This is a genomic window from Roseibium sp., assembly GCF_965233565.1.
Classification (GTDB): Bacteria; Pseudomonadota; Alphaproteobacteria; order Rhizobiales; family Stappiaceae; genus Roseibium.
In genome coordinates this window covers 659,295-682,162 of sequence record NZ_OZ247494.1, presented here as the reverse complement: position 1 = coordinate 682,162, position 22,868 = coordinate 659,295, and the positions used below count along the sequence as shown (strand labels likewise).

Here is a 22,868-nt window from a genome sequence, read left to right as displayed (position 1 = left end):
GTCGAATGATGGCTTCAGTAAGCTTAAAATTTCTGATCTGAATATTTTATAGTTTTTAGATTTAATATATTTTAGGCGGTAGTAATTCGTTCTGAAGAGAAGTTGTTTTTAAGTGCGCGCTCAGTCTGAGGGTCTTATATTTGTTTTTTCTCAATGCGGCGAAGATGTTTAGTGTCGTTCCAGTATTTGATAGTTACCAATTTTTGAATAGATCTGATGGGCATATTCTGCTGAGGTAAGCGTATTTTCGTGCGTAGTGAATGTCGCGCACGGGGGCAATTTCTTTAGAGTGGACAATCAGTAATTGAAGACCGTCGCATCAGATCGCTTGGAGAGTGATATGATGGCACACTCTTTTTTTAGCATGTTCAATTCAACGATATCATCTCGGGATGCCAAGCATGAAATTAACGCGAGATCAAAAGATTGCTTTGTTTTTTGGTGTGTTTGGGCTCGCGTTAGCAGCCGCAGCACTTGTCCCTGCCTATCGCCCAGCGATTTTTGACAATTCGCCTGCTGATGCCAGATGTGCTGAGCTTAGGTCTCAATTAATCACTGTATCTGGTGACTATCGTGCACAAAGAAAAATCGCCAGAGATGCCCGACGGCACCTAAGTAGTGTTGAGTCTGACATAGCGTATGCCAATCGGCGCAAGCAACTGATCGAAGGCTTCTTCGTAGAACTGGAGGTGCGAAATGAAATGCGATCTTACGCTTCAATACTGCATGACGCCGCAGCAGAATTTAAAGATGAGTTTGCTTCTTTTGATTGTACTCCGCAACGATGTGTCGTTCCCAAGCCGATACTAGATCGATTTTATTCCTCTATGATTGATGGCGGAATTCCATCGAGCCCGGGAACCAGAAGAGACAAACGGCTCGTTTTCATGAGCCATGGTTTTGACCCAAGCGATTATCGAATCTTCGATTTCCTTCCTTCCACTCCAGAAGAAGCTGAGCGTGTGGCTTCGGAGCTGCAGGAGGCCGCCTCAGTGTTAGGGCCAAACTCTGACTACCTTTGGCGGGACACGTCGTGGGGCAACACGTTTGAAACAATCGAGGGACCTCAGGAGCTTGAAGACCAGAAGGCAGCGCTAGTGCGCTTAGCACCGTCGCGTTTGCAGGCAGAGCAGAATGTATCGGTGACCGAGAATGAAGAAAAGCGATTGAAAAGATTATTTGATAAGCTGAATTCTGAAGTAAAGGAACTGGACTGTCGAAAAAAATCTCAATAATGGCAGGGTGGAGGAGGCTATTTAGCTGAGTGGTGTCGCAAAAAATATGGCTGTACTCAAAAGTACTGTGCCGTTACAGCTTTTTGGGTCACTAATCGGCAGAATTGTTCGAATTTCATGTCAACGGGCCGGAGGCAATCCACCAGTTTGGATGTTCAGCCCTCAGGCTGCGTTCAAGATCCATGGCGTGTTTTTGGTCGCACAGGCCAAAACAGGTCGCGCCCGAGCCCGACATGCGGCTGAATTCGATCCTTGTATCTTCCTGAAGGGCCGCAAGCACCGCACTGATGTCCGGACACAGGCTCTCTGCCGGGCCCTGCAAATCATTGCGGCAGCTCACGAGATAGGCAGTGAGCTGTGACAGGGTTTCGAACTTCTCCGGCACAAGCGGCAAGGCGTCATTGTCCCGATGGCTCAAGGCCGCGAAAACCTCCGGGGTCGAGACACCAACCTTGGGATTGACCAGCACGATGCCGCAGTTGGGCAGGACAGGACCGGGGGCGAGTTCGTCACCGATGCCGCTCATGCGCTGCGCTTCGGGGTAAAGGCAGACCGGAACGTCGGCGCCCAGCGACAGGGCCAGGGCGTGCATGGCGTCTTCGGAAAGGTATGTTCCGGTGAAGTCTTCCAGAAGCCGTAAGGTCGTTGCCGCGTCGCTGGAGCCGCCGCCGATGCCGGAGGCGACCGGAAGGCGTTTGGTGAGCGTCAGCCTGACCGAAGGCATTGTAATGTTGGCTCTGGCGGCAAAGCCGCTGACCGCTTTCAGGACAAGATTGTGTTCTGTCGGACCGTCCAGATCGCGGGCGAACGGGCCTTCCAGCCTCAGCTCCGGCTTGTCTGCCGGCTCGACGGCAATCCGGTCCCCGATCTGCGGAAAGGCCACCAGCGAATCGAGCAGGTGATAGCCGTCTGACCGCCGACCAGTGATATGCAGCGCCAGATTCACCTTGGCCCGGGCAAGTTCCACCCGGGCAGTCGTGGCTGTTTGAAGGGACATTTCGCGTTTCCGGTCAGCCGCCGTTGTTGCCGGTTTCGGCCTTGGCTGCGTCGGTTCCTTCCGGATCTTTCAGTCCATTGGCGATCTTGTCGAGAATTTTCGGAAGTTCTTTCTCTTCCGGTCCGAGATCGCGGGCATGATTCCACTGAAAGCGGGCTTCGTTCCGCCGGCCTACCATCCAGTAGGCATCGCCCAGATGATCGTTGATGACCGGATCCGCAGGGCGCAGCTCAATCGCCCGCTCCAGTTCCTTGACGGCTTCCTCGTAGCGGCCCAGGCGGAAATAGACCCAGCCGAGACTGTCAACGATGTAACCATCGGTCGGCCGCAACTCGACCGCCGTCTTGATCATCTCAAGCGCCTCGTCGAGTTTCAGGCCCTGGTCTACCAGCGAGTAGCCCAGGTAGTTCAAGACAAGCGGCTGGTTTTCGTTGAGCTCCAGGGCCTTGCGGAAGTCGGCTTCCGCCAGATCCCATTTGCCCAGGCGTTCCCTGGCAATGCCGCGGAAATAGAGCAGCAGCCAGTGCCGGTTTTCCAGTTCCTCGATCGTGTCGATGCCCTGGGTGTAGATGGCATCGGCATCGTCATAGATCTCGTGGGAGCGCAGAACGTTGCCGAGCGCGATCACCGCTTCCAGGTCCGACGGGTCTTCGTCGATCAGCGCCTGGAGATGCTCGCGAGCGTCGTCGAGTTTTTCAAGCTGGTTGAAATTCATACCAACCTGGATTTCGGCCTCGCGCTTCAGGACGCTGTCCGCCGGAACCATCATCAGCGCTTCGATGGCGCGTTCTGGCTGTTCCATGCGCTCAAAGATGCTGCCAAGCGCAATCGCAGCGAATTCGGCCTTGGGATCCAGGAAAAGGGCGAGTTGCAGGTAGGATGTCGACAGTTCCTCGCCGCCGTCCCGGCCAATCACCGCTCCAAGGCCATAAAGGATTTCGGACATCCCTTCCGACGGGTCGGTGACCATTGGCGGAATGACTTCTCCGCTTGAGATGATGGCGCGGGTCTGGTCCAGCTTTGGATGACCCCGGAACTGCTCGTCGTACAGGTCGAGGGCTTCCAGAGCCTCCTTCTGCCTTCCGTTTGCCGCAAGCACACGGGCATAGGCGTCGACAACACGAATGGCGCCCTGGTCGACCGCATAGGCGCCTTCCGCAGCTTCAAGAGCTTCCGGGTTGCGGCCGGCGGCAAAGAGCAGGTGGGTTTTGTGCGTTGCCTTGAAAACCTCGAACCAGTCCGGTCCGCTCAGGGCGTCGATTGTGTCCAGCGCCTCATCGATCTTGCCATTGCCATAAAGTGCCCAGGCCCGGGCAATACCGATGGAGAGCTGCGCAAGCGGGCCGTTGCGGCCCTTGGAAAGAGTCTCGTCTGCCTTGGCGTACTGGCCCTCGACCATGTCGGATGCGCCAAGCGCAAGCTGTGCCAGGAAATTCTGCAGACCGGCCTTTTCCAGTTCGCCGGCATAATGAACAGCTTCCTCGACATCGCCATTGGCGAGTTTCAGCAGGAAGGTCCGCTCCAGCAGCATGGTGTTGGTCGGGTCGGCGGCCAGCGTTTCCTCGTAGAAGGCGGCGGCCTGGCCATAGTCTTTTTCGAAGCCGGCGAGGCGTCCGGACAGATAGCTGCCGGACAAGGTGAAGGGCAGCCCGGAAGGCGTGCCGAAGACCTGAGATCCGGCGTTGGTGTCTGCAAACGCCAGAGCCGGTGACAAGGCAAGCACGCTGACCAGCGCAAGGAGCTTCAGCCGCAGCGGTCTGCGGTCCGTGTTCACAGCGGCGCCGGTCACGTTTGTCATCATTCCTCGCACTTTGATTACCCGTCACATCGATTGTTGCTTATTGCCTTTGACAATGGCGTCTTTAAGGCTGACCGGCAAGAAGGCCGGGGTAACTTTCTGAGGGTTTAAATCCTTTTGATTTTGCACATCGTCGGAATTACCCAGCCAAATGGCGCAAGGATACGGTTTTCCGGCAAAAAGGGCTTGAAGACAAACAAGTGCTGTCGCAGGAATGTGCGGTGCAATATAGCCGGGGGCGCACAATTTGCCCCAGGTCAAACTGAGAATGTGCGAAAGCACATAGGGTAGACACCTGTTGGCCGGCGGTCGGGATTGGGCCTTGATCGCAGTCGAACGGGTCTCCGGATGCCCAGGTGAGGAGAGTGGTAGATGACCAAATGGGTCTATAGTTTCGGTGATGGCGATGCCGAGGGTGCTGCGGAAATGCGCAACCTGCTCGGCGGCAAAGGCGCAAACCTTGCCGAAATGAGCAGTCTTGGACTGCCGGTCCCACCGGGTTTCACGATCACCACCGAAGTCTGCACCTGGTACTATGCGCACGAAAAATCCTATCCGGACGAACTGGCCGCCCAGGTCGCGGAAGCCGTTGAAAAAGTCGGTGGGATCACGGGACGGAAATTCGGTGACACCGACAGGCCGTTGCTGTTGTCGGTGCGCTCGGGCGCCAGGGTTTCCATGCCCGGAATGATGGACACGGTGCTCAATCTCGGCCTCAACGACGAGACTGTCGAGGCCCTGGCTGTCGAGGCGGGCGACCGGCGTTTTGCCTATGACAGCTACCGGCGCTTCATCCAGATGTATTCCGACGTGGTGCTCGGGCTTGACCATCACGAATTCGAGGAGATCCTCGAAGATTACAAGGAGCGCAACGAGCTTACGCTCGATACGGAAATCGACGCGGATGCCTGGCTCGGCATTATCGAGCAATTCAAGGCACTGGTGGAAGAGGAACTGGAAAAGCCGTTCCCGCAGGATCCCCAGGAGCAGCTCTGGGGCGCAGTCGGAGCCGTTTTCAGCTCCTGGATGGTGCCGCGGGCGGTAACCTATCGCCGGCTCCATGACCTGCCGGCGTCCTGGGGCACGGCCGTCAATGTCCAGGCCATGGTGTTCGGCAATATGGGTGAGGATTCGGCAACAGGTGTCGCATTCACCCGCAACCCGTCCACCGGTGAAAAGGCGCTCTACGGTGAGTTTCTGGTCAATGCCCAGGGCGAGGATGTGGTTGCTGGTATCCGCACACCGCAGGACATCACCGAAAAGGCACGGATTGAGGCGGGCTCTTCCAATCCATCTCTGGAAAGCCTGATGCCGGCAGCCTTTGCGGAATTCCAGAGCTATTGCGACAAGCTGGAAGCGCATTACAGGGATATGCAGGACCTGGAGTTTACCATCGAGAAGGGCAAGCTCTGGATGCTGCAGACCCGCAATGGCAAGCGGACGGCCAAGGCAGCCCTGAAGATCGCGGTCGACATGGTCGCTGAAGGCCTGCTGTCGGAAGATGTCGCTATCGGCCGGGTGGAGCCGGGCGCGCTCGACCAGTTGCTGCACCCGACCATTGACCCGAACGCTGAACGCGACGTGATCACGACCGGTCTGCCGGCCTCTCCGGGGGCTGCGTCCGGCGCCATTGTTTTTACCTCCGACGAAGCGGAAAAGGCCAAGGCCGAGGGACGCAAGGTCATTCTGGTTCGGGTGGAGACGAGCCCGGAAGACATTCACGGCATGCATGCGGCCGAGGGCATCCTGACCAGCCGTGGCGGCATGACCAGCCACGCGGCCGTCGTGGCACGCGGTATGGGCAAGCCCTGCGTGGCCGGTGCCGGTATGCTTCGCATCGACTATCGCAATGGCGTCATCAATGCTGCGGGACGGCAGCTGAAGGAAGGCGACACGATCACGATTGACGGGGCAACCGGCCAGGTCCTTCTGGGCGAAGTGAAGATGCTTCAGCCGACGCTCTCCGGTGATTTCGGCACATTGATGGGCTGGGCTGACAAGGGACGGCGCATGCGCGTGCGCACCAATGCCGAAACGCCTCAGGATGCCAAGGTGGCGCGTGAATTCGGTGCGGAGGGCATCGGTCTCTGTCGCACGGAACATATGTTCTTCGAAGGCGAGCGTATCGTTGCGGTGCGTGAGATGATCCTGGCGGAGACGGAAGAGGGGCGCCGGGCGGTGCTCGCCAAGCTGCTTCCGATGCAGCGGCAGGATTTCATCGAGCTGTTCGAGATCATGCACGGTCTGCCGGTCACCATCCGTCTTCTCGATCCGCCGCTTCACGAGTTCCTGCCGAAATCGGATGAGGAGCTTGCCGAAGTCGCAACGGCCATGGGGGCCGATCCGGAGCGCCTGCGAGACCGGGCGCTGGCGCTGGAGGAATTCAACCCGATGCTTGGCCATCGCGGTTGCCGCCTGCTGGTGTCCTATCCGGAAATTGCGGAAATGCAGGCACGAGCAATCTTTGAAGCCGCGGTCCAGGCTGCCAAGGACACCGGAGCGCCGGTTGTTCCGGAAATCATGGTGCCTTTGGTTGGCCTGAAGGGCGAACTCGATCTGGTGCGTCAGCGCATCGAGGCCATGGCCAAGGCCGTCATGGAGGAGAGCGGTGCGGAACTGACCTATCAGATCGGCACCATGGTCGAGTTGCCGCGCGCGGCTCTGAAAGCGGCCGAGATCGCGCAGTCCGCCGAGTTCTTCTCCTTCGGTACCAACGATCTGACACAGACGACCTTCGGTATTTCGCGCGATGACGCGGCATCGTTCCTCGGCACCTACCAGACCCGTGGCATCATGGAGCAGGACCCGTTCGTGTCGCTCGACCAGGAGGGCGTCGGTGAGCTGATCAAGATCGGCGTGGAGCGCGGCCGGTCGACCCGCCCGGACATCAAGCTTGGCATTTGCGGTGAGCATGGCGGCGACCCGGCCTCGATCACCTTCTGCGAGGGGGTGGGCCTGGACTATGTTTCGTGCTCGCCGTTCCGCGTCCCGATCGCCCGCCTGGCCGCCGCTCAGGCGGCGCTCAAGAAGAAAACTGCAGGCTGAGTGGTCTTGCTGACCCGAGCCCTGTTTGAGGAGCCGCGCAGGTGAGCGGCTCCTTCCCGGATCTGGTTGAGCTGCGCGCAGGAGGCAAACGTCTGCTGTCGCGGGTGCTTACCCGTCTGGAAACGCACGCCGCAGATCCGGTAACCGCGGCTTTTCTGGATGACGTCGCAAACAGGCCCCTTGGCCACGTGTTGGGTCTGACAGGACCTCCTGGTGTCGGCAAGTCCAGTCTTACCGATGCCTTGATCAGCGCATTCCGCGCTGACGGGCTTCGGGTTGGCGTGCTTGCGGTCGACCCGTCGTCCGCGCTGACGGGGGGCGCCCTTCTGGGGGATCGCACACGACTGAAGACAGACCCGGATGATGACGGCGTTTTTGTCCGCTCCATGGCTGCGCGCGACAGGCTCGGCGGTCTTTCCGACGAAGCGGTGGCTGCCATTGCGCTTTTAAGAGCGGTTTGCGATCGGGTGATCGTTGAAACCGTCGGCATCGGTCAGTCGGAAGGGGATCTGAAACAGGCCGTCGACAGTGTTGTCCTGTGCATTCAGCCGGGCTCCGGTGACAGCCTGCAATTCATGAAAGCCGGCATCATGGAACTGCCGGATGTCGTCGCGGTGACCAAAGCGGATATGGAGGTCCTGGCGCGCCGGGCCGCGTCGGATGTGAAGGGCGCGCTGTCCCTGAGCCGATCAACAGCAGAGGACTGGCAGGTACCTGTTTGCGAAGTCTCGGCGCAAAACCAGACAGGCATTGACGAGTTGGTCAGCCAGCTGAACCGGCACCGGGTGTTTCTGGAAGACTGCGGCCGATTGAGCGAGCGGCGCCGGGCCCAGCATGCGGCCTGGTTCAAGGATATGGTGCGGGCAGAATTCGGGGCAGCCGGGCTTAGGGTGATGGCTGCGGAGAAGACAACGGCCTGGCTTGAACACGCCGAAACAGCGCCTTTCAGAAGCTTTGCTGCGTTTTCGACCGAGTTGCAATTACGTCTGGAGAGGTAGGCGCAGTTCAACCCTTCGCCACCTGTGCCTGGTAGCTGAGATCAGTGCCAAAACCAGACGTGCCGCCATCGCCATTGAAATCTTCCAGGAATTTGGTGAGGGCAGCTTCGGGCAGCGGCTTGGAGATGAAATAGCCCTGCATCCGGTGGCAGTCATGGGCCTGCAGGAAGCGGATCTGCTCCAGGGTTTCGATACCCTCGGCAACGATGGTCATGCCGAGCGCCTTGCCGAGCTGGATGATCGACACGAGAATGGCTTCCGCTTCCTCGTTGCCATTCATGTCGGAGACGAAATCCCGGTCGATCTTGAGCGTGTCGAACGGGAACCGGCGCAGATAGCTGAGGCTTGAATAGCCGGAGCCGAAATCATCCAGTGCCACTTTGACACCAAGGTTTTTCAGGCGCCGCAAGGCCTTCAGAACCGAGTCATTGCGCCCGGCAAAGACGGTTTCCGTGACCTCGATTTCAAGCCGCTGCGGCGGCAGGTTGTTGGAAGCCAGGATCGCCATCACCTTTTCCACGAAGCGCGGATGCTTGAACTGGTTGGGCGAGACATTGACCGACATGACGATGCCGGGCCATTCATGGGCCTGGGCGCAGGCCTTGTTCAGGACCCAGAGGCCCAGATCGTTGATCAGGCCGGTTTCCTCGGCAACCGGAATGAACTGGGCGGGAGAGACGACGGTGCCGTCTTCCTTGGTCCAGCGGGCGAGGGCCTCCACACTCACGATCCGCTCGGCGCTGGTGTCGGTCTGGGGCTGGTAGGCCAGGTCCAGCTCATCATTTTTAAGCGCAAGACGCAGTTCGCGGGACAGCCTGTCCTTGGACTGGACATGGTGTTCCATGTTGGCTTCGAAGAAGGAACGCCGATTGCGGCCATTGGCCTTGGCATCGTAAAGGGCGATGTCGGCCTTGCGCAGAAGTTCGTCAGGATCATTGCCGTCGCGCGGGGCGATGGCAGCACCCATCGAGAGGCTGGCGTGAAGTTCCCGGCGTCCGATCATGATGGGGCGGGCGATTTCGTCCTGTACCTGGTCCAGAACATATTCCAGCCAGACATCATCTTCGCAGTCCTTGATGACCATGGCGAATTCGTCGCCGCTGATGCGGGCAACGATGCCGGATTCCGGGATAACCCGTTTCAGACGTTGCGCAACCGCGACAATGACCTTGTCGCCGGCCGAATGCCCCAGCGTGTCGTTGATATCCTTGAAGTGATCAAGGTCGATATAGACGACGGCCGTGTTGCTTTGCCTGTGAATGCTCTCTTCCAGCGTGTCGGTCAGAAGCGCATGAAAGCGGGCCCTGTTGGGAAGGCCGGACAGCGCATCATGACGGGCGGCATGAACCGCCTTGGCTTCACTGTGAGCAAGGCGCCGGGTCATCTGGCGCGTGAACAGCGTCACCAGGATAACAACGGCTGCGATCATGAACGCTGCGAGCGCCAGAAACGGGTTGATCCGCTGCAGCATCAGGGTGCCCGGCTGCGTGGTTTGCCAGGCGATCATACCGATATCCGCATTGCGAGGTGACCGCAGCTGATAGCGGCCAACACCATCCCGGCCGGTCTGGGAATTGGTCAGGACAAAGCCGTCCAGCCGGGACATTTCGGAAATGTCCTTCAGCTTTTCGCCGCGCAATGGCACCAGGCTGACGAGAACCGAAGGCGGAAAACGCTCTTTTGCAATTGACTGGATCTGCGGCATGACCGCGGCCGCGCTGAACAGATGCGGTTCGCCGGCCAGAGCGACAACCCCCGTTTCGGCGATTGACCGGCGCGCGTCGCTGCTCTGCGGCACGAAACTGTACAGGCCGGACGGGGTGCGCGTGAAGGAGTTGATATAGCGGGCCCTGACCTTGGCAACTGACGGCGACAGGTCTCTGAAGAGCTGGTCGTCCATCCATTTGCTGGTGTGGTTCTGGGCATAGACGGAGGCGACTTCGAAGTCGCGGTTGATCAGAACGGATTTGGTGAAACCATGGTTCTGGAACAGCCAGTGCATGATGTTGTCATAGATCCAGCTCTGATCGGGATCCGGCTGGTTGATCCGGTGATAAGCCTCGTCCCAGATGACCACGCCGTTCTGCAGTTTGACCAGGTAGTTCTTGGTCAATTGCAGCGCGCCGGCAATGAGCTTGTGCTGGGACTGTTCCGCGGTTTCGTCCGACAATCTGGCAGACCAGTGCATCAGGCCAAAAATGCCAAAAACCGAAATGACGACGACCACGACCATCGGAATGATGATCGCGTTTGCAATCTGTCCGCCAGAGTTTTTAGACGAATTGTACATACATCTGCCCAGTTGCTACGCGCAGAGTATTGTCGAACTCGGTTAAGGAATGCCGCAGAACTATAGTAAAATATCGGTAAACAAGAAAAAGTTCCGATCCATTTTCTCCAAGGCCTTAAAGAACTTTCGGATGTTTCAGAAGGCGATCTGTGCGGGTTATAGTTCAGATCAACTGAAGACTTCGAAAACTGACATTTTTACGTAGGCCGACGACAATGTGATCATGCACGGTGATGCCCAGAGGGTCGGCAATCGAGATGATTTTCTGGGTCATCTGAATATCGGCACGGGAGGGCGTCGGGTCGCCGGACGGATGATTGTGAACCAGGATGATAGCTGTAGCGGCAAGTTCTAGCGCCCGCCGGATGACCTCGCGCGGGTAGACCGGTGTATGATCGACCGTGCCGGTCTGCTGGATCTCGTCCGCGATCAGCGCGTTTTTCTTGTCCAGATAAAGCACCCGGAACTGTTCGATATCGCTTTGGCCCATGGCGGCCTGCAGGTAGTCGATCACGCCCTGCCAGCTTTCCAGCACGGTCTTTTCGGGGATACCGGAGCGATGGTAGCGGATGATTGCGGCATGGACGGCCTGGAGCGTGTCGATGCTGATGTCGGACAGGCCCGGAATTTCCTTCAACCGTTCGCGCGGCGCGGCGAGCGCGGCGGGAAAGGAGCCGAAACGTTGCAGTAGGGCTTTGGCGATCGGCTTGGTGTCCTGGCGGGGCAGGGCGGAAAATAACAGGAATTCCAGAAGCTCATAGTCGGCGAGCCCTTGCTCGCCGGTTTTACGGAACCGCTCTCTCAGTCGCTGGCGGTGGCCCTTGTGGTTCGGCTCGGGTGAGCCGGCAATGCCGTCAAAAGACTTCTGGTCCATTTACTCCTGTCAGTCGTTCGGCCGTCCCGGCTTGTGAATGCCGCCTGGCGAGGTGGTGAAGATCTGGCAGCCGTCGGGCGTGATGCCGATGGAATGTTCGAACTGGGCCGACAGCGAGCGGTCGCGGGTGACCGCCGTCCAGCCGTCGCTCAGCACTTTGACATGCGGGCGGCCGAGATTGACCATCGGTTCGATGGTGAAGATCATGCCGGGCTTGAGCTCAACCCCTTCGCCCGGGCGGCCGTAATGCAGGATGTTCGGCGTGTCGTGGAACAGAAGGCCGAGACCGTGGCCGCAGAAATCGCGCACCACGGAGCAGCGCTGCGCCTCGACATAGGTCTGGATGGCATGGCCGATGTCGCCAGTGGTGTTGCCCGGCTTGGCGGCCTCGATGCCGCGCATCAGCGATTCGTAGGTGACGTCGATCAGGCGTTCTGCGGCGCGCTTCAGCTGTCCGACCGGGTACATGCGGCTGGAATCACCGTGCCAGCCGTCGAGAATGAAGGTTACGTCGATATTGACGATGTCGCCGTCGCGAAGCGCCTTGTCATTCGGAATGCCGTGACAGACAACATGGTTGATCGAGGTGCAGCTGGACTTGGTGTATCCACGATAGTTCAGCGTCGCCGGCAGGGCGTTGTGATCGCGGCCATACTGGTAGACGAAATCGTCGATTTCCTGGGTGGTCGTTCCCGGTTTGACGAGGGCGGCCAGCTCGTCCAGGCACGCGGCGGTCAATTGCCCGGCGCGCATCATGCCTTCAAAATCCTCAGGCCCGTAAAGGCGCACCTGTCCGGTGTTCTTCAGGGGAGCGTCGGCGGCGTCGATATAGCTGACCATGGGGTGTCCGTGTCTCGCACTTATCTGCGTGGCTGCTGGACCCGGCATGGTCGCTGCCTGCGCATTGTTCTTGGATTACCCTTCCACATACCGTTCAAAGCCGCCAATTTCCAGCGTCACTTGACGCAAAAACACGCGAACGTGGAAAGCGGCACCCGGAAACCGCAATTGCAAGCCTTGCGTCTTGCGCTTTTTTTGCAGGGCCGTTAGGGGAAGGGGATCTGCGGGCGTGGTGGAATTGGTAGACACAAGGGACTTAAAATCCCTCGGCCCTAGGCTGTACGGGTTCGAGTCCCGTCGCCCGCACCATTTTGTTTTTACTTAGGTACGAATTCAGACCGCAACTCGGCAGTTTGCATATAGCAAAAGCATTTCATGCTGTTTAGTGTCAGGAGATTGGGCTTCGCACCTCAATCTAGATTATCGGTTGCTTGCTACCTTGTTTGTTGGAAGCTGTGCATGATTAAGGATAAGTGAGAACAAAAAGGGAACATTTTATTGTTTTCTGAGAAACTTTGTGCCAGCATGTCAAAAATCGACACAGCAAAGGATTCGGTGCGTGGCGCAACAGCAAGACAAGACGGAGTTTGCCCAGCTAAGGGAACTGGCTGGTCTTACAATTGAAGAAGCAGCGCGGGTCACCAAGGTTTCACTCAGGTCAGCCTACCGTCATGAAAATGGCGACTGTTCTCCGACGCCACTCGCTCTGGATATGTTGCGTTTGCTTGCAAAGCACAACCGTCCAGTTCAGAAAGACGTCCGATTTCGGTTTATCGATCTGTTCGCCGGGATCGGAGGTTTGCGTATTGGCTTCGAGAATATCGGCGGAAAATGTGTTTTCACCAGCGAATGGGACAAATACGCTGCAGACACCTACCGGAGAAATTTTCCGGAAGATCCAGAGCATGTTTTCGCAGGTGATATCCGGGAATACACAACAAGTAGCGAGGCGCTTTCACGCATACCGGCCCATGATGTCCTGCTTGCGGGATTTCCCTGCCAGCCGTTTTCCATTGCCGGTGTTTCCAAAAAGAATGCGCTTGGACGTCCGCACGGATTTATGGATGCAACGCAAGGAACACTCTTCTTCGATGTTGCGCAGATTATCCAACACCATAAGCCCGACGCATTCCTGCTTGAAAATGTCAAAAACCTGAAAAGTCATGATGGTGGCAATACGTTCACGACCATTATGAAAGTTCTCGAAGAGGAGCTTGGTTACAAGGTCGAGACGCGGATCATCAGCGCGAAACCTTGGGTGCCCCAAGGTCGGGAGCGGATATTTATTGTCGGTTTCCGGGACAGGAATGCCGGATTTTCGTTTGATGATGTCATTGTGCCGACCGGTCCAGAGCCTAAACTCGGGAGTATCCTGTTACCGAAGGTCGACGAGAAGTACACATTGACCCCTAAACTCTGGGACTATTTGCAAGGATACAAGAAAAAGCACGAGGCAAAAGGCAACGGGTTCGGGTTTGGCCTCTTTGGCCCCGATGATGTGGCTAGAACGCTTTCCGCCCGTTATTACAAGGATGGCTCCGAGATCCTGATTGATCAAGGGGAGCAGAAGCGTCCCCGTCGTCTGACACCGAAGGAATGCGCGAGACTGATGGGTTTTGAACGCGGCAACCGGGTCTGGGACATTAAGGTTTCGGATACGCAAGCCTACAAACAATTCGGCAATGCGGTGGTCGTACCCGTTGTCGAGGCTGTTGCGGAGGCGATGAGTCCGTGGTTATTGCGAGCGACGAAGCCAGCTGAGATCATTCCGATTGAAGTGATAGAGAAGGATGAACGGAAAGCTGCTGTCGTAAATGGCTGACGTTGTTTCGAGAGAGGTTCGCAGCCGGATGATGTCCGGTATCCGTGGCAAGGATACCAAGCCAGAGCTGATTATCCGGCAAGCGCTCCATAAGGCTGGATTTCGTTACCGATTGCATGACAGGAAACTTCCCGGCAAACCAGATCTGGTCTTCCCGAAATATCGGGCTATTATCTTTGTTCACGGCTGCTTCTGGCATGGGCACGACTGTCACCTTTTCAGGCTGCCAGCGACAAGAACCGATTTCTGGCAACGGAAAATTGCCTCGAATGTTAATAGGGACAAGGTCACGGTCAAGGCCTTGGAAAGCCTTGGATGGCGGATTGGCACGGTCTGGGAATGTGCCTTGAAGGGCAAGACGCGCCTCGCGGGAGATCTTGTGATCAGACGTTTGATCTCATGGCTTAAATCTGCGGAACCTTTACTTGAACTACACGGAGACCCGTTATGATCGCGCGGGGTTTCCTCTCCGATTATTTCGAAGGCGTGGCTGTGAAGCGCCTGAGCAAGGTTGAGACAAGTCCGACCAGCTCCAATCAGCATGAGTTCAATGGTTCGAGGCCGTTGCGTGACCTTTTCGGCGACGACGACCGGAAAAACATTCCAACACGTTTTATCTGGCTTGGAGGTGAACAGGCCGGTGTGACCGCCGAAAGCGTGATCAGCTGGTACGACGCACGCCGCAAACATCCCACACGTACGGAATATCGACTCTATTATCCAGCCAATGAAGTCACAGCGATGATGGAAGAGGGAGAAACCTTCTTTCTGGCATTGCGGCGTGACGATACCGCTATGGTGATTATCACGCCTGCCGGAAGCACGGTGCAGAACCAGCTACTCTGGTTGTTTGGTCTGGAAGAAGAACCGGAACTTGAATTTTCCGCCCACGAGATTGGCGGGAACCAGGACGCGGAACTGGACTTCACCGTTCGTTACATTCTGGATGAACTTGGGATCGAGCCCGAAGAGCCGGAGTCCGACAAGCTGGATAGCCTGATCGAACGGTTTGGTATGAAATTTCCCACAACGCGGGAGTTTTCGGCGCTTGCCCGTTCCTCCCTGCCTGAAATCTCCGTCCGCGACAATTCCGACGATGCGCTGGTCGCATGGCTTGAACGTGAAGAGGCCATGTTCCGCAGACTTGAGCGCCACATCGTGTCAGAACGGTTACAGAACGGGTTTTATTCAGCCGGGGACGCCGATGTTGACGGATTTCTCGCTTTCTCGCTGAGTGTCCAGAACAGGCGGAAGGCACGTGCCGGTCAGTCATTGGAAAATCATCTGGAGGCAATTTTTGAGGGAAACGGTGTCAGATACTCACGCGGTGCCCTGACAGAAAATCGCAACAAACCTGATTTCCTGTTTCCCGGAGCGGAGCGCTATCACGATGCCGACTTTCCTGCGGAACGGCTGACAATGCTCGGTGCCAAGTCAACCCTGAAAGACCGATGGCGTCAGGTGCTTGCCGAAGCCGAACGGATTGACCGGAAACACCTTCTCACTCTCGAACCGGCTATTTCCGAGCACCAGACCGAGCAAATGAAAGGAGTCAACTTGCAGCTTGTTCTGCCGCGACGTCTTCATCAGAGTTATCGGGAAAGTCAGCGAGAATGGTTGATGGCGATTTCAGATTTCATCGATCTTGTTCGCAAGCGCCAAATCAATTGATTGGCGGCATTATTTGCCTTCGGCAGGCTCCTCTTTCGGAGTGGGAGAAAATGTTGCCGGATCGATATTGGGTTGACCGGTTCGACTGATGTAAGCACCAAATCTCTGTGCAACGTTTGCAAGAAATGGCGAAGAAACGGAGGCTTTTCTTCTATTCAGGTTTTCTGCCTTGTTCAAGTCTTCCAGAGACATGGTGCGAACCGCAGAAAAGTTCACGACGAGAGGATCGAAGTTACCTGGAAGCGGTGGAAGAAAATGCTTTGATACCGGCATTTCCTGATTGGTTTTTTTTCTGATCCAATCAAGGGCCTTGTTTCTCTTCTCTTCCTTTGCCACATCCTGAGCTTTGTTCAACTGTCCGTCCCAGCCGTCAATCCCTGGCTCACAGATGCACAGGATTGCGTTGGGGATTTTCTGGGTTGCCATATCGCATTGCGGGCTGACCACAATCCATAAATGCCCTTCCTCCAGTTGGAAAATATCGCCGGTATGTGCGCGCATTTCATGGAAGGAAGGTGATACATAGGCTTCATACGGATGCCACTCGATGTTTTCGGGATGCTCAAGTCCAAGCTTGTCAACGAGATGGGATGCGTATTGCCGGGCGACGATTTCCGCAGTCTGTTTCGGATCTGTAACGGGAAGACTGTTCCATTGAGGCCAAAGTCTCTTGCCAAAAATTTCGGCTCCGGCTTGCTCCATCCTGTGACGTACCAGATCCAGCACTTCCATCATTGACCAGTTTTCTGCAAGCCAGCAAACGGCGTTTTCAGCTGTATTTTCATCGCCTTTGTCAAACTGGCGAACGTGCTGCTTGTCTGCAATTTCGGGCTCCAGTTCACTCATGTTTGCACTAATGACCCCGATCGGAAGGCCGCGTTCGAGGAGTAAGGAATTGATAATCTGGTTGCCGTTGAGGTGCTTGGGCTTTTCTTCCTTGCTTGCAGGGATCCGAATGTCGATCAGGGCACAATCTATCCTGCTGCCCTGTATGAGACTTTCGGCCTCTGTCACATTCCCGGCAACCTGATAATTGAATTTCCTTTCGTTCGCCGCGTTCGCCACATTCCATGCATTCACAGCGTCATTGAAAGAATCGATCTGGGCTTCATCATCCTCGACCAACAAAATCCTGAGCACTTTCGACATTACTTTAATTCCCTTGGATAAAAGATCTCGAATATGGTTCCTTCCTCCGTTTCCGGATGAAATAAAAGTTTTGCACCAGATCTGGCAAGAGCTTCCCTCGCGATATTGAGACCAAGTCCAGTTCCGCCTTCCTTTAGGCTGAAGCCCACGTCAAAGATCAACTCGTGGAATTCTTCATCAATACCTGGTCCGTTGTCTGTAATGAAAATACGCACTCCATCGGAAGCTCGTTTCAGGGTGATGTTGATCCTGGGGTCTTCGATCCGGGACCCCTCCAGCCAATGGATTGCGTTTCCAACAAGATTGATAATCGCAGTCGAGAGATCTCCCGGATACCCCGTAACCAAATGGACCTTGTCGGTGTTTTCGATCTGGATTTGCGGATCGTGCGTTTCGAAAATCTCGATTGTCGAACTGATCAGGGCGTGAGGATTGAAATTTTCCGGTTTGCCGCGTTTTCCTCCCGCAAGAGGTCTGAGGAGGCGGAAAAGATCTGCCAATCCACTTGCATTGTCGCGAAGGTGTTTGAGTTTTCCAAGCAGGTCCGACTTAACTTCGGTACGCGATGGATCGGCGAGCAGGTTTTCAATGAGGCCGGATATCTTGGGAGAGGTTCCGGCGATGTAGGCTGCCCTTGGAGCACCTTCATGCAAGACTTCCCCGATAATGGCACCGAGAGATGACTTTGCCTCCAGTACGCGTTGCCGTTCTTCGAGCTGGTCAATCTGTACCTGCAGACTGGCTGCTTCAGAGCTGATTATCTTTTCTGCTTCTGCCTGTTTCTCCGGCGGTACCAGACGAAGAACAGCCTGCCTTATTCTTCCGAGTTCAGCCTCGCGACGAACATCGTTGAAGGAACCTTTGCGTTTACGTGAAAGGCCTGCCTTTTCACGAAACTTCTGACGGCGAGGTTCGGCCACCCTCGACAGCAATGCGAGAGAAAGTTCGCGTAGCCGCCGAAATGCTGCGTTGTCCTCGAAGCCTTCGCGGCTGCTCTTTTCGACCAATTCCGATTTATCGGTATCCTGGACCGTAATGTAGCCGGCGACCTGGTTGTGACCGATGCGGAGTGACGGGTCTTGAACGCGCCGTGTGTCAAGCGTCAGCCAGTCGTTTTCTTCATCTCCATAGGGGCGAACCCGGAAGCTGTTCCGGTAGATCGCAACTCCGGCAACCTCGTTGAGAATCCTGCGTGCCTCTGCGACTGACAAATCCCCGAGACCGGCTTCGCGCATATTCTTTTTGAGTGGCTCAGCCTCACGGTCAAAAATATAGAAATGAACATCGAAGGGGCCTGGCTGCGGGTCATCGTCACTGCCCGATATTTCAAGCTCGATGTCCTGAGGCGATTGATCTCCTCTCCGGATCTGAAATGTCCCCTGAAACTTGCCGTTTTCGTCAAAATGCCCGGCGAGTTCATAATCGCAGGCCGTCAATAAGGGGTAGGGTTTGACCTCGAATGCGTCGAGAGGATCCGCAGATTCTTCAGGTTCTGTGCCAAATGCGCTTTGTACCAGCTCCCTGCCATCGAACGTCGTTGTTTCTTTTGTGCAATCCGACAAATCCAGGTAAATCCGGAAGTCTCTGTCTTCTTCTCTTGTTCCGAAAGGGGAAATTAGTCTTCGTAGTTCAAGAAGTAGCCTGCTTAGAGATTGCTTGTTCCAAAAGTCGTGAAGTTCGCGGATCTCAATAAGCGTTCCGGTCCCACTCTGAGTTTTTTGCTCTAGGTATTCGATTTCGATATCTGAAAGGTAGCGATCTCCGGTAAAATCATCCCAATCAATCTCGGGGATAAGGACTTCGGTATTGGTACCTTCAGTTTCAACAATTGAATTCAATGCCATTTTCTTGCCGAGCTTTGCTGCGGCAAATCGACCAATTCCCTTGGAGCCCATCATCGTGCGGCCCCTAGGAGACTTTCGGTTGAGAAGCTTCGAAGTTGTGGCCGGTTCCATCCATTTTTCATGGATTACAGACAGTGGCATACCGTGCCCGTCATCAGAGACGGTGATTGTCCCTGCATTTGGGTGAAGGGGAGGAGTAAACCTTACGATTACACGCGATGCGTCGGCATCGTATGCGTTCTTAACCAGTTCAACGATTGCAGCTTCGGGGCCGCTAATCAGTTGGTCGCCGATCGTCCGAATAATTCTCGCACGTGGATTGAATTTTAGTGTTTTATCTATTATTTCGCCTCCCGTATAAGTTGCCGGATTGTAACATGGTGACAGGCAAGCGCTAGAAATTTCCAGTCCTTTTTGAAGGTTAGAAGAACAGCAATTAGTCAGATCTTCGAACTTGATATGTATCTAACACATTGTGATTAAAAGTATCAGAGATGTCTGGACCAGTGTGCCCTTTTGGTCGAACCTCTTCACTAAGAGGCAATGCACACCGCTTCCGGTGTGCTGCGTCGGCCAACGTAAGCGATCCGAACCGCGCTATGCGGTTCGTCCGCCTTCATCAGCGTTTGAGGTCATTTGCCTGATTTTTAAGTGACGGGCCCGTTGTCAGCCTCAAGGCGGCCGTTCGGCCCCGCTGACGCGGTAAAGCCTTGACCCTGCCTGCCGGTGCCTGTGATTGGCTTGGGAAGGGCAAATGGATAAGTAGCGGCGCGCGCGCCGCGTGCGCTTTTTGCGGCAACATTCTGAATTTCATGAAAAAACTATTACACAGTATCTTACACATACACACAACTTGCTAAAATAAAATAAACAAAAACAGATGGTTATGAGTTTTCATCTAGGACTTAAAATCCCTCGGCCCTAGGCTGTACGGGTTCGAGTCCCGTCGCCCGCACCATCCTTTTTTGCGCTATCGGCCTTCGGCCTACTTGAGCGCGGTTCCAGCTCGCTCCGCTCACCTGCACCAACCCTTGTTGCGCTAACGGCCTTTGGCCTTCTTGAGCGCGGGATGCGGCACTCCGCTAACCTATAAATAATGTTTGCGCGACCACGCTTGGAGCTACTTGAGCGCAGAGCGCTTGCGCAAATCGGGACCATGCGCCCGGAATTGCGGCGGGTTGTTTTGCCAATCGGCTTGCAAACCCTGATTGCCGAGCCCACATCGATCCTGTTCCTCGGCCGGGCGGTGTTCCTCTGCGTATGCGGTGCTCATTCTTTCGGTTTCCAAGGCTGACGGCAAACGCTGATCAAGAGCGTTTCAACTCAGATCTTTTACTCAGGTGATGCCATGAAACCCGCAATCCGTTTGGCACCAATCGACAAGACCAACTGGGAGACGGTTGTCGATCTTGAGCTGGAAGAAGCGCAGGAGCACTTCGTTGCCTCCAATGCCTATTCGCTGGCGGAGGCTGCTTACGAAACGGCTTGCACTCCCTTTGCGGTTTATGCCGGAGACGAGATCGTCGGTTTTGTGATGTTTGCGTCGCTGGCGGCCGAAGGCCTGGCGGGCGAATACATGATCTGCAGACTGATGACCGACAAGCGGCATCAGAAAAAGGGCTACGGGCGAAAGGCGCTGGATCGGACGATTGCCCACATTTCGTCAGCACCCGGCTGCAAGAAGATCAAGATCTGCTACCACCCGCAAAACCCTGTGGCAAAAGACTTTTATGCAAGCTTCGGATTTGTCGAAGTCGGTCTCGACGAAGATGGCGAAATGATTGCGGAATTGGCGCCACCGTCGCAGACCTCACCATGAGGGCCTGTTCGCGGAGGCGTTCTTGAAGTTGACGCCCGTGGCGGCTCGCAGTCCGGATTGGCCGGCCCCTAACTTCCAGTATATCCGCACGTCCTTCGATATCGACCGACCGTTTGTTGAAGGGCTAGCCGTCCTGACATGCCTCGACGATTGCCGTCAGCCCAGGAGGGCTTTACGGCCTGGTGCCGGCCATTCCAAACGTAGAAGCCGTTTAAATGACGGTTTTTTCAACGGTGTCTTGAGGTTTCCCTTCAGAAGACTGATCGTGAAGCACCCACGGTCGACCTGGCGCCTTTGCGGGTTATTTGGTTTGAACGATGCCAGGGTTTTGAACGATGCCAGGGTGTGGCCACGCGGAAGCTGCAAGGAATGCGCCATCAGGATCCGCATGTCCTGCCATTTGAGGCAGGTGCACGCGGGGCAAGGTCTCATTCCACGTATTGCCGGACGGAGAAATCCAGCTCAGATCTCGTCGAGATATTGTTCTGCTAAAGCGGCAATCTCAGATGCCTTGTCAGTGCCATTGATGACTCGTCGGGCATTGATGAAATCGGTGCTGTTTTTGGTGATGTATTGTTCAAGTTTTCTGGATGTAAAGCTGCCCATTTTCATGCCATGCGCAATCACGAACAAAGCGACATCGTGGCGAAGTGCGATGTCCGGGTCGTCCTTCAGATCCAAGCCCAGTATGCTCTCATAAAGCTCATAGTTGTTTTCCCAGGTGAGCTGAACATAGCCACGTCCATAATAGGGATAGTATTTCAGGTTCTTGCGGCGCCAGGATTCCGACAGCCAATAGGCCTCCTTGACAGGTTCGAACGTATGGTTGGTTTCCCAACGCGCCGTTGCAAGACCGTAGGCAATCTGTGCCTTGTGAGGCAGGCCAATAAACCGGAAGGCTTCACCGATACGCTCGATCACCTGGTCCGATGAATTTGCGGGCGCGTTGAGAATTTTCAGGACCTCGGCGACTTTGTCCTTCAGGAAATCGACGGCTTCTCCTGACACCAGTCGGGGATCACCGAGCTTTTTGTCCGCGACAAATTCGGCAAAGGCATTCCGGGTCTTGGGGCCATGCAGCCCGTCTGCCTCGCCAACCGGATAAGCGCAAACGGCCAAACCGCGCTGGACGGCCTGCAAACGGGATTTTGTCAGCGATATCAATTCCGAGTTGGGTTTGATCTGGTCAAGTGCCTTAACGTTCAGCATAGCGTTGGCTCTCCTCGGCGAGGTAAAAACTGGTTTTACGGGCCCTTGTCGGGGCAGGGGCGCGCATTGACGGTGAAGGAGGTGTAATTTCAGTCCCTATGAAATGAAGGTCTCAGACCCAGCACAATGAAAATTGCAATCAAAATGAGAGCGTTATTGTATCATATTCCTAATTTGTGTTAAGTTTTAAAATATTGCTTGGTCCGAGTGCGGCGAAAATAGATTTTTCTTAAACTGAATGGTGTGTCGTGACCGGAAATTGAGAAACAGATTCAATGTATTTCGAGGAAAATGAATCTGTGGGCCGGGATTTGTTTGCTTTATTCAAATATCTACTTTGTTGGAGATTTTCATGTTCAAATATCAAGATTACTATATTCCGCTCTACAAGGGGCATGCCGTCAGCCCTGACTGGACCTCCGCAACAAACCACAAGCCCATGGGCGTGACATGGCACTGGACGGCCATGCGTACTTTGAAAGACAGTCGCGGTGTGCTCCAGGGCGGCGCCGGAGGTGTCAAAAGCAGAGTTTCAGCGCACTACTGCGTTGGTCAGAATTTCAAGGAAGGCGTCGATCGTTACGTGCGGCTGACGGATCGTTCCTGGCATGCCGGAATTGAGCAGAAAATCCGCTGGGACGGGAAGAAATCAACCAACACGACAAAAGGCTCGCGTGCCTGTATCGGAATTGAAACGGCCCATATCGGCTATGCGCGTCCTGGGCACCCGGCGCAACCGGGCTGGAAGGACTATGTCGACACAAATTGCAGGTCAATCTGGACCATTCCGGACTGGCCGTCTGAGCAGTTTGAAATGATGGTTGCCGTCGGCAAGGAAATCCTTGGAAAATGGCCGCACATTCCCTGGCAGCACCATCACGGTCATCACGATATCTGCCCGGGTTACAAGCAGGATGTCATCGGTATGCGTTTTGCCGATCTTCTTCGCGCCATCTATGATGACAATTCCATTCCAGAGATCTGGTCTCCGCTCTGGACCACTGTGGCGCGGCAACGCGTTCTGATTGCGCTCGGATACGATCTGGGCAGCTGGAAAGATGACGGGCATTGGGGAAATTTCAGCCAGGCTGCCTTGCGGGATTTTCAGAAAGACAGTGACGCTGTAGTTGTTCCCTACTGGACGACATTTACCTGCCAGGATGCTTATGCCGCCTTGAAGGCGAAGGGCAAGGACCTCGACACCGTCGCCAAGACACCTGCCTGATCGCGTGGTAGCGAGCCCGGTCGGCGAGCGCGTGCCGAAGCGATCGGGGTGG

16 protein-coding genes and 1 tRNA gene are annotated in these 22,868 nt (G+C 55.5%); 9 read left to right on the top strand and 8 right to left on the bottom strand.

Annotated elements, in window-relative coordinates:
• The first annotated feature begins 401 nt into the window (after positions 1-401).
• Positions 402-1,235 (top strand): hypothetical protein, encoded by an 834-nt coding sequence (locus ACO6TG_RS03215; protein ID WP_422376834.1) that lies wholly within the window; start codon positions 402-404, stop codon positions 1,233-1,235.
• Positions 1,236-1,350: 115 nt separating this feature from the next.
• On the opposite strand, the gene ACO6TG_RS03210 is transcribed toward ACO6TG_RS03215, so the two are convergent.
• Together ACO6TG_RS03210 and ACO6TG_RS03205 are read right to left on the bottom strand one after the other, a co-directional pair.
• Positions 1,351-2,232, bottom strand: coding sequence for a 4-(cytidine 5'-diphospho)-2-C-methyl-D-erythritol kinase (locus tag ACO6TG_RS03210; RefSeq protein WP_422376833.1), 882 nt, complete (start codon positions 2,230-2,232; stop codon positions 1,351-1,353).
• 13 nt (positions 2,233-2,245) lie between these two features.
• Positions 2,246-4,033, bottom strand: a complete 1,788-nt coding sequence (locus ACO6TG_RS03205) for a tetratricopeptide repeat protein (protein WP_422376832.1) — start codon at positions 4,031-4,033, stop codon at positions 2,246-2,248.
• A gap of 369 nt (positions 4,034-4,402) precedes the next feature.
• Here ACO6TG_RS03205 and ppdK point away from each other — a divergent pair, with 369 nt between their 5' ends.
• Both ppdK and meaB read left to right on the top strand, forming a co-directional pair.
• Positions 4,403-7,075 (top strand): pyruvate, phosphate dikinase, encoded by a 2,673-nt coding sequence (ppdK, locus tag ACO6TG_RS03200; RefSeq protein WP_422376831.1) that lies wholly within the window; start codon positions 4,403-4,405, stop codon positions 7,073-7,075.
• A 41-nt stretch (positions 7,076-7,116) separates the two neighbouring features.
• On the top strand, positions 7,117-8,073 hold the full coding sequence (gene meaB / locus ACO6TG_RS03195) for a methylmalonyl Co-A mutase-associated GTPase MeaB (protein WP_422376830.1): 957 nt from the start codon (positions 7,117-7,119) through the stop codon (positions 8,071-8,073).
• Between the two features lie 7 nt (positions 8,074-8,080).
• Here the strand turns inward: meaB and ACO6TG_RS03190 are convergent, their stop codons facing one another.
• The 3 genes from ACO6TG_RS03190 to map form a co-directional block, all read right to left on the bottom strand.
• Entirely contained in the window at positions 8,081-10,363 is a 2,283-nt protein-coding gene (locus tag ACO6TG_RS03190) for a bifunctional diguanylate cyclase/phosphodiesterase (RefSeq protein WP_422376829.1), read from the bottom strand.
• A gap of 163 nt (positions 10,364-10,526) precedes the next feature.
• Positions 10,527-11,237, bottom strand: a complete 711-nt coding sequence (gene radC, locus ACO6TG_RS03185) for a RadC family protein (protein WP_422376828.1) — start codon at positions 11,235-11,237, stop codon at positions 10,527-10,529.
• 9 nt (positions 11,238-11,246) lie between these two features.
• Entirely contained in the window at positions 11,247-12,077 is an 831-nt protein-coding gene (map, locus tag ACO6TG_RS03180) for a type I methionyl aminopeptidase (RefSeq protein ID WP_422376827.1), read from the bottom strand.
• A 223-nt stretch (positions 12,078-12,300) separates the two neighbouring features.
• Here map and ACO6TG_RS03175 point away from each other — a divergent pair.
• From ACO6TG_RS03175 to ACO6TG_RS03160, 4 genes are all read left to right on the top strand, one after another.
• Positions 12,301-12,386 (top strand) — tRNA-Leu (locus tag ACO6TG_RS03175).
• Positions 12,387-12,636: 250 nt separating this feature from the next.
• Complete coding sequence (gene dcm / locus ACO6TG_RS03170) at positions 12,637-13,899, top strand: DNA (cytosine-5-)-methyltransferase (protein ID WP_422376826.1); 1,263 nt, start codon at positions 12,637-12,639, stop codon at positions 13,897-13,899.
• The gene (locus ACO6TG_RS03165; protein ID WP_422376825.1) at positions 13,892-14,350 is read left to right on the top strand and encodes a very short patch repair endonuclease; all 459 of its coding nucleotides are present in this window, start codon (positions 13,892-13,894) and stop codon (positions 14,348-14,350) included. Before dcm ends, ACO6TG_RS03165 begins: the two co-directional genes overlap by 8 nt.
• On the top strand, positions 14,347-15,570 hold the full coding sequence (locus tag ACO6TG_RS03160; protein WP_422376824.1) for a type II restriction endonuclease: 1,224 nt from the start codon (positions 14,347-14,349) through the stop codon (positions 15,568-15,570). Before ACO6TG_RS03165 ends, ACO6TG_RS03160 begins: the two co-directional genes overlap by 4 nt.
• Before the next feature lie 9 nt (positions 15,571-15,579).
• Here the strand turns inward: ACO6TG_RS03160 and ACO6TG_RS03155 are convergent, their stop codons facing one another.
• Together ACO6TG_RS03155 and ACO6TG_RS03150 are read right to left on the bottom strand one after the other, a co-directional pair.
• Positions 15,580-16,719 carry a hypothetical protein gene (locus ACO6TG_RS03155; RefSeq protein ID WP_422376823.1) on the bottom strand — a complete coding sequence of 380 codons (1,140 nt, stop codon included), beginning with the start codon at positions 16,717-16,719 and terminating at the stop codon, positions 15,580-15,582.
• Positions 16,719-18,773, bottom strand: a complete 2,055-nt coding sequence (locus tag ACO6TG_RS03150; RefSeq protein WP_422378833.1) for a sensor histidine kinase — start codon at positions 18,771-18,773, stop codon at positions 16,719-16,721. Before ACO6TG_RS03150 ends, ACO6TG_RS03155 begins: the two co-directional genes overlap by 1 nt.
• A 1,138-nt stretch (positions 18,774-19,911) precedes the next feature.
• Here ACO6TG_RS03150 and ACO6TG_RS03145 point away from each other — a divergent pair.
• Positions 19,912-20,382 carry a GNAT family N-acetyltransferase gene (locus tag ACO6TG_RS03145; protein WP_422376822.1) on the top strand — a complete coding sequence of 157 codons (471 nt, stop codon included), beginning with the start codon at positions 19,912-19,914 and terminating at the stop codon, positions 20,380-20,382.
• Positions 20,383-20,844: 462 nt separating this feature from the next.
• On the opposite strand, the gene ACO6TG_RS03140 is transcribed toward ACO6TG_RS03145, so the two are convergent.
• Positions 20,845-21,591, bottom strand: a complete 747-nt coding sequence (locus tag ACO6TG_RS03140; protein ID WP_422376821.1) for a hypothetical protein — start codon at positions 21,589-21,591, stop codon at positions 20,845-20,847.
• A 352-nt stretch (positions 21,592-21,943) separates the two neighbouring features.
• Here ACO6TG_RS03140 and ACO6TG_RS03135 point away from each other — a divergent pair, with 352 nt between their 5' ends.
• A complete protein-coding gene (locus tag ACO6TG_RS03135) occupies positions 21,944-22,816 on the top strand; it encodes an N-acetylmuramoyl-L-alanine amidase (RefSeq protein ID WP_422376820.1) in 873 nt (290 codons plus the stop codon).
• Positions 22,817-22,868 lie beyond the last annotated feature (52 nt).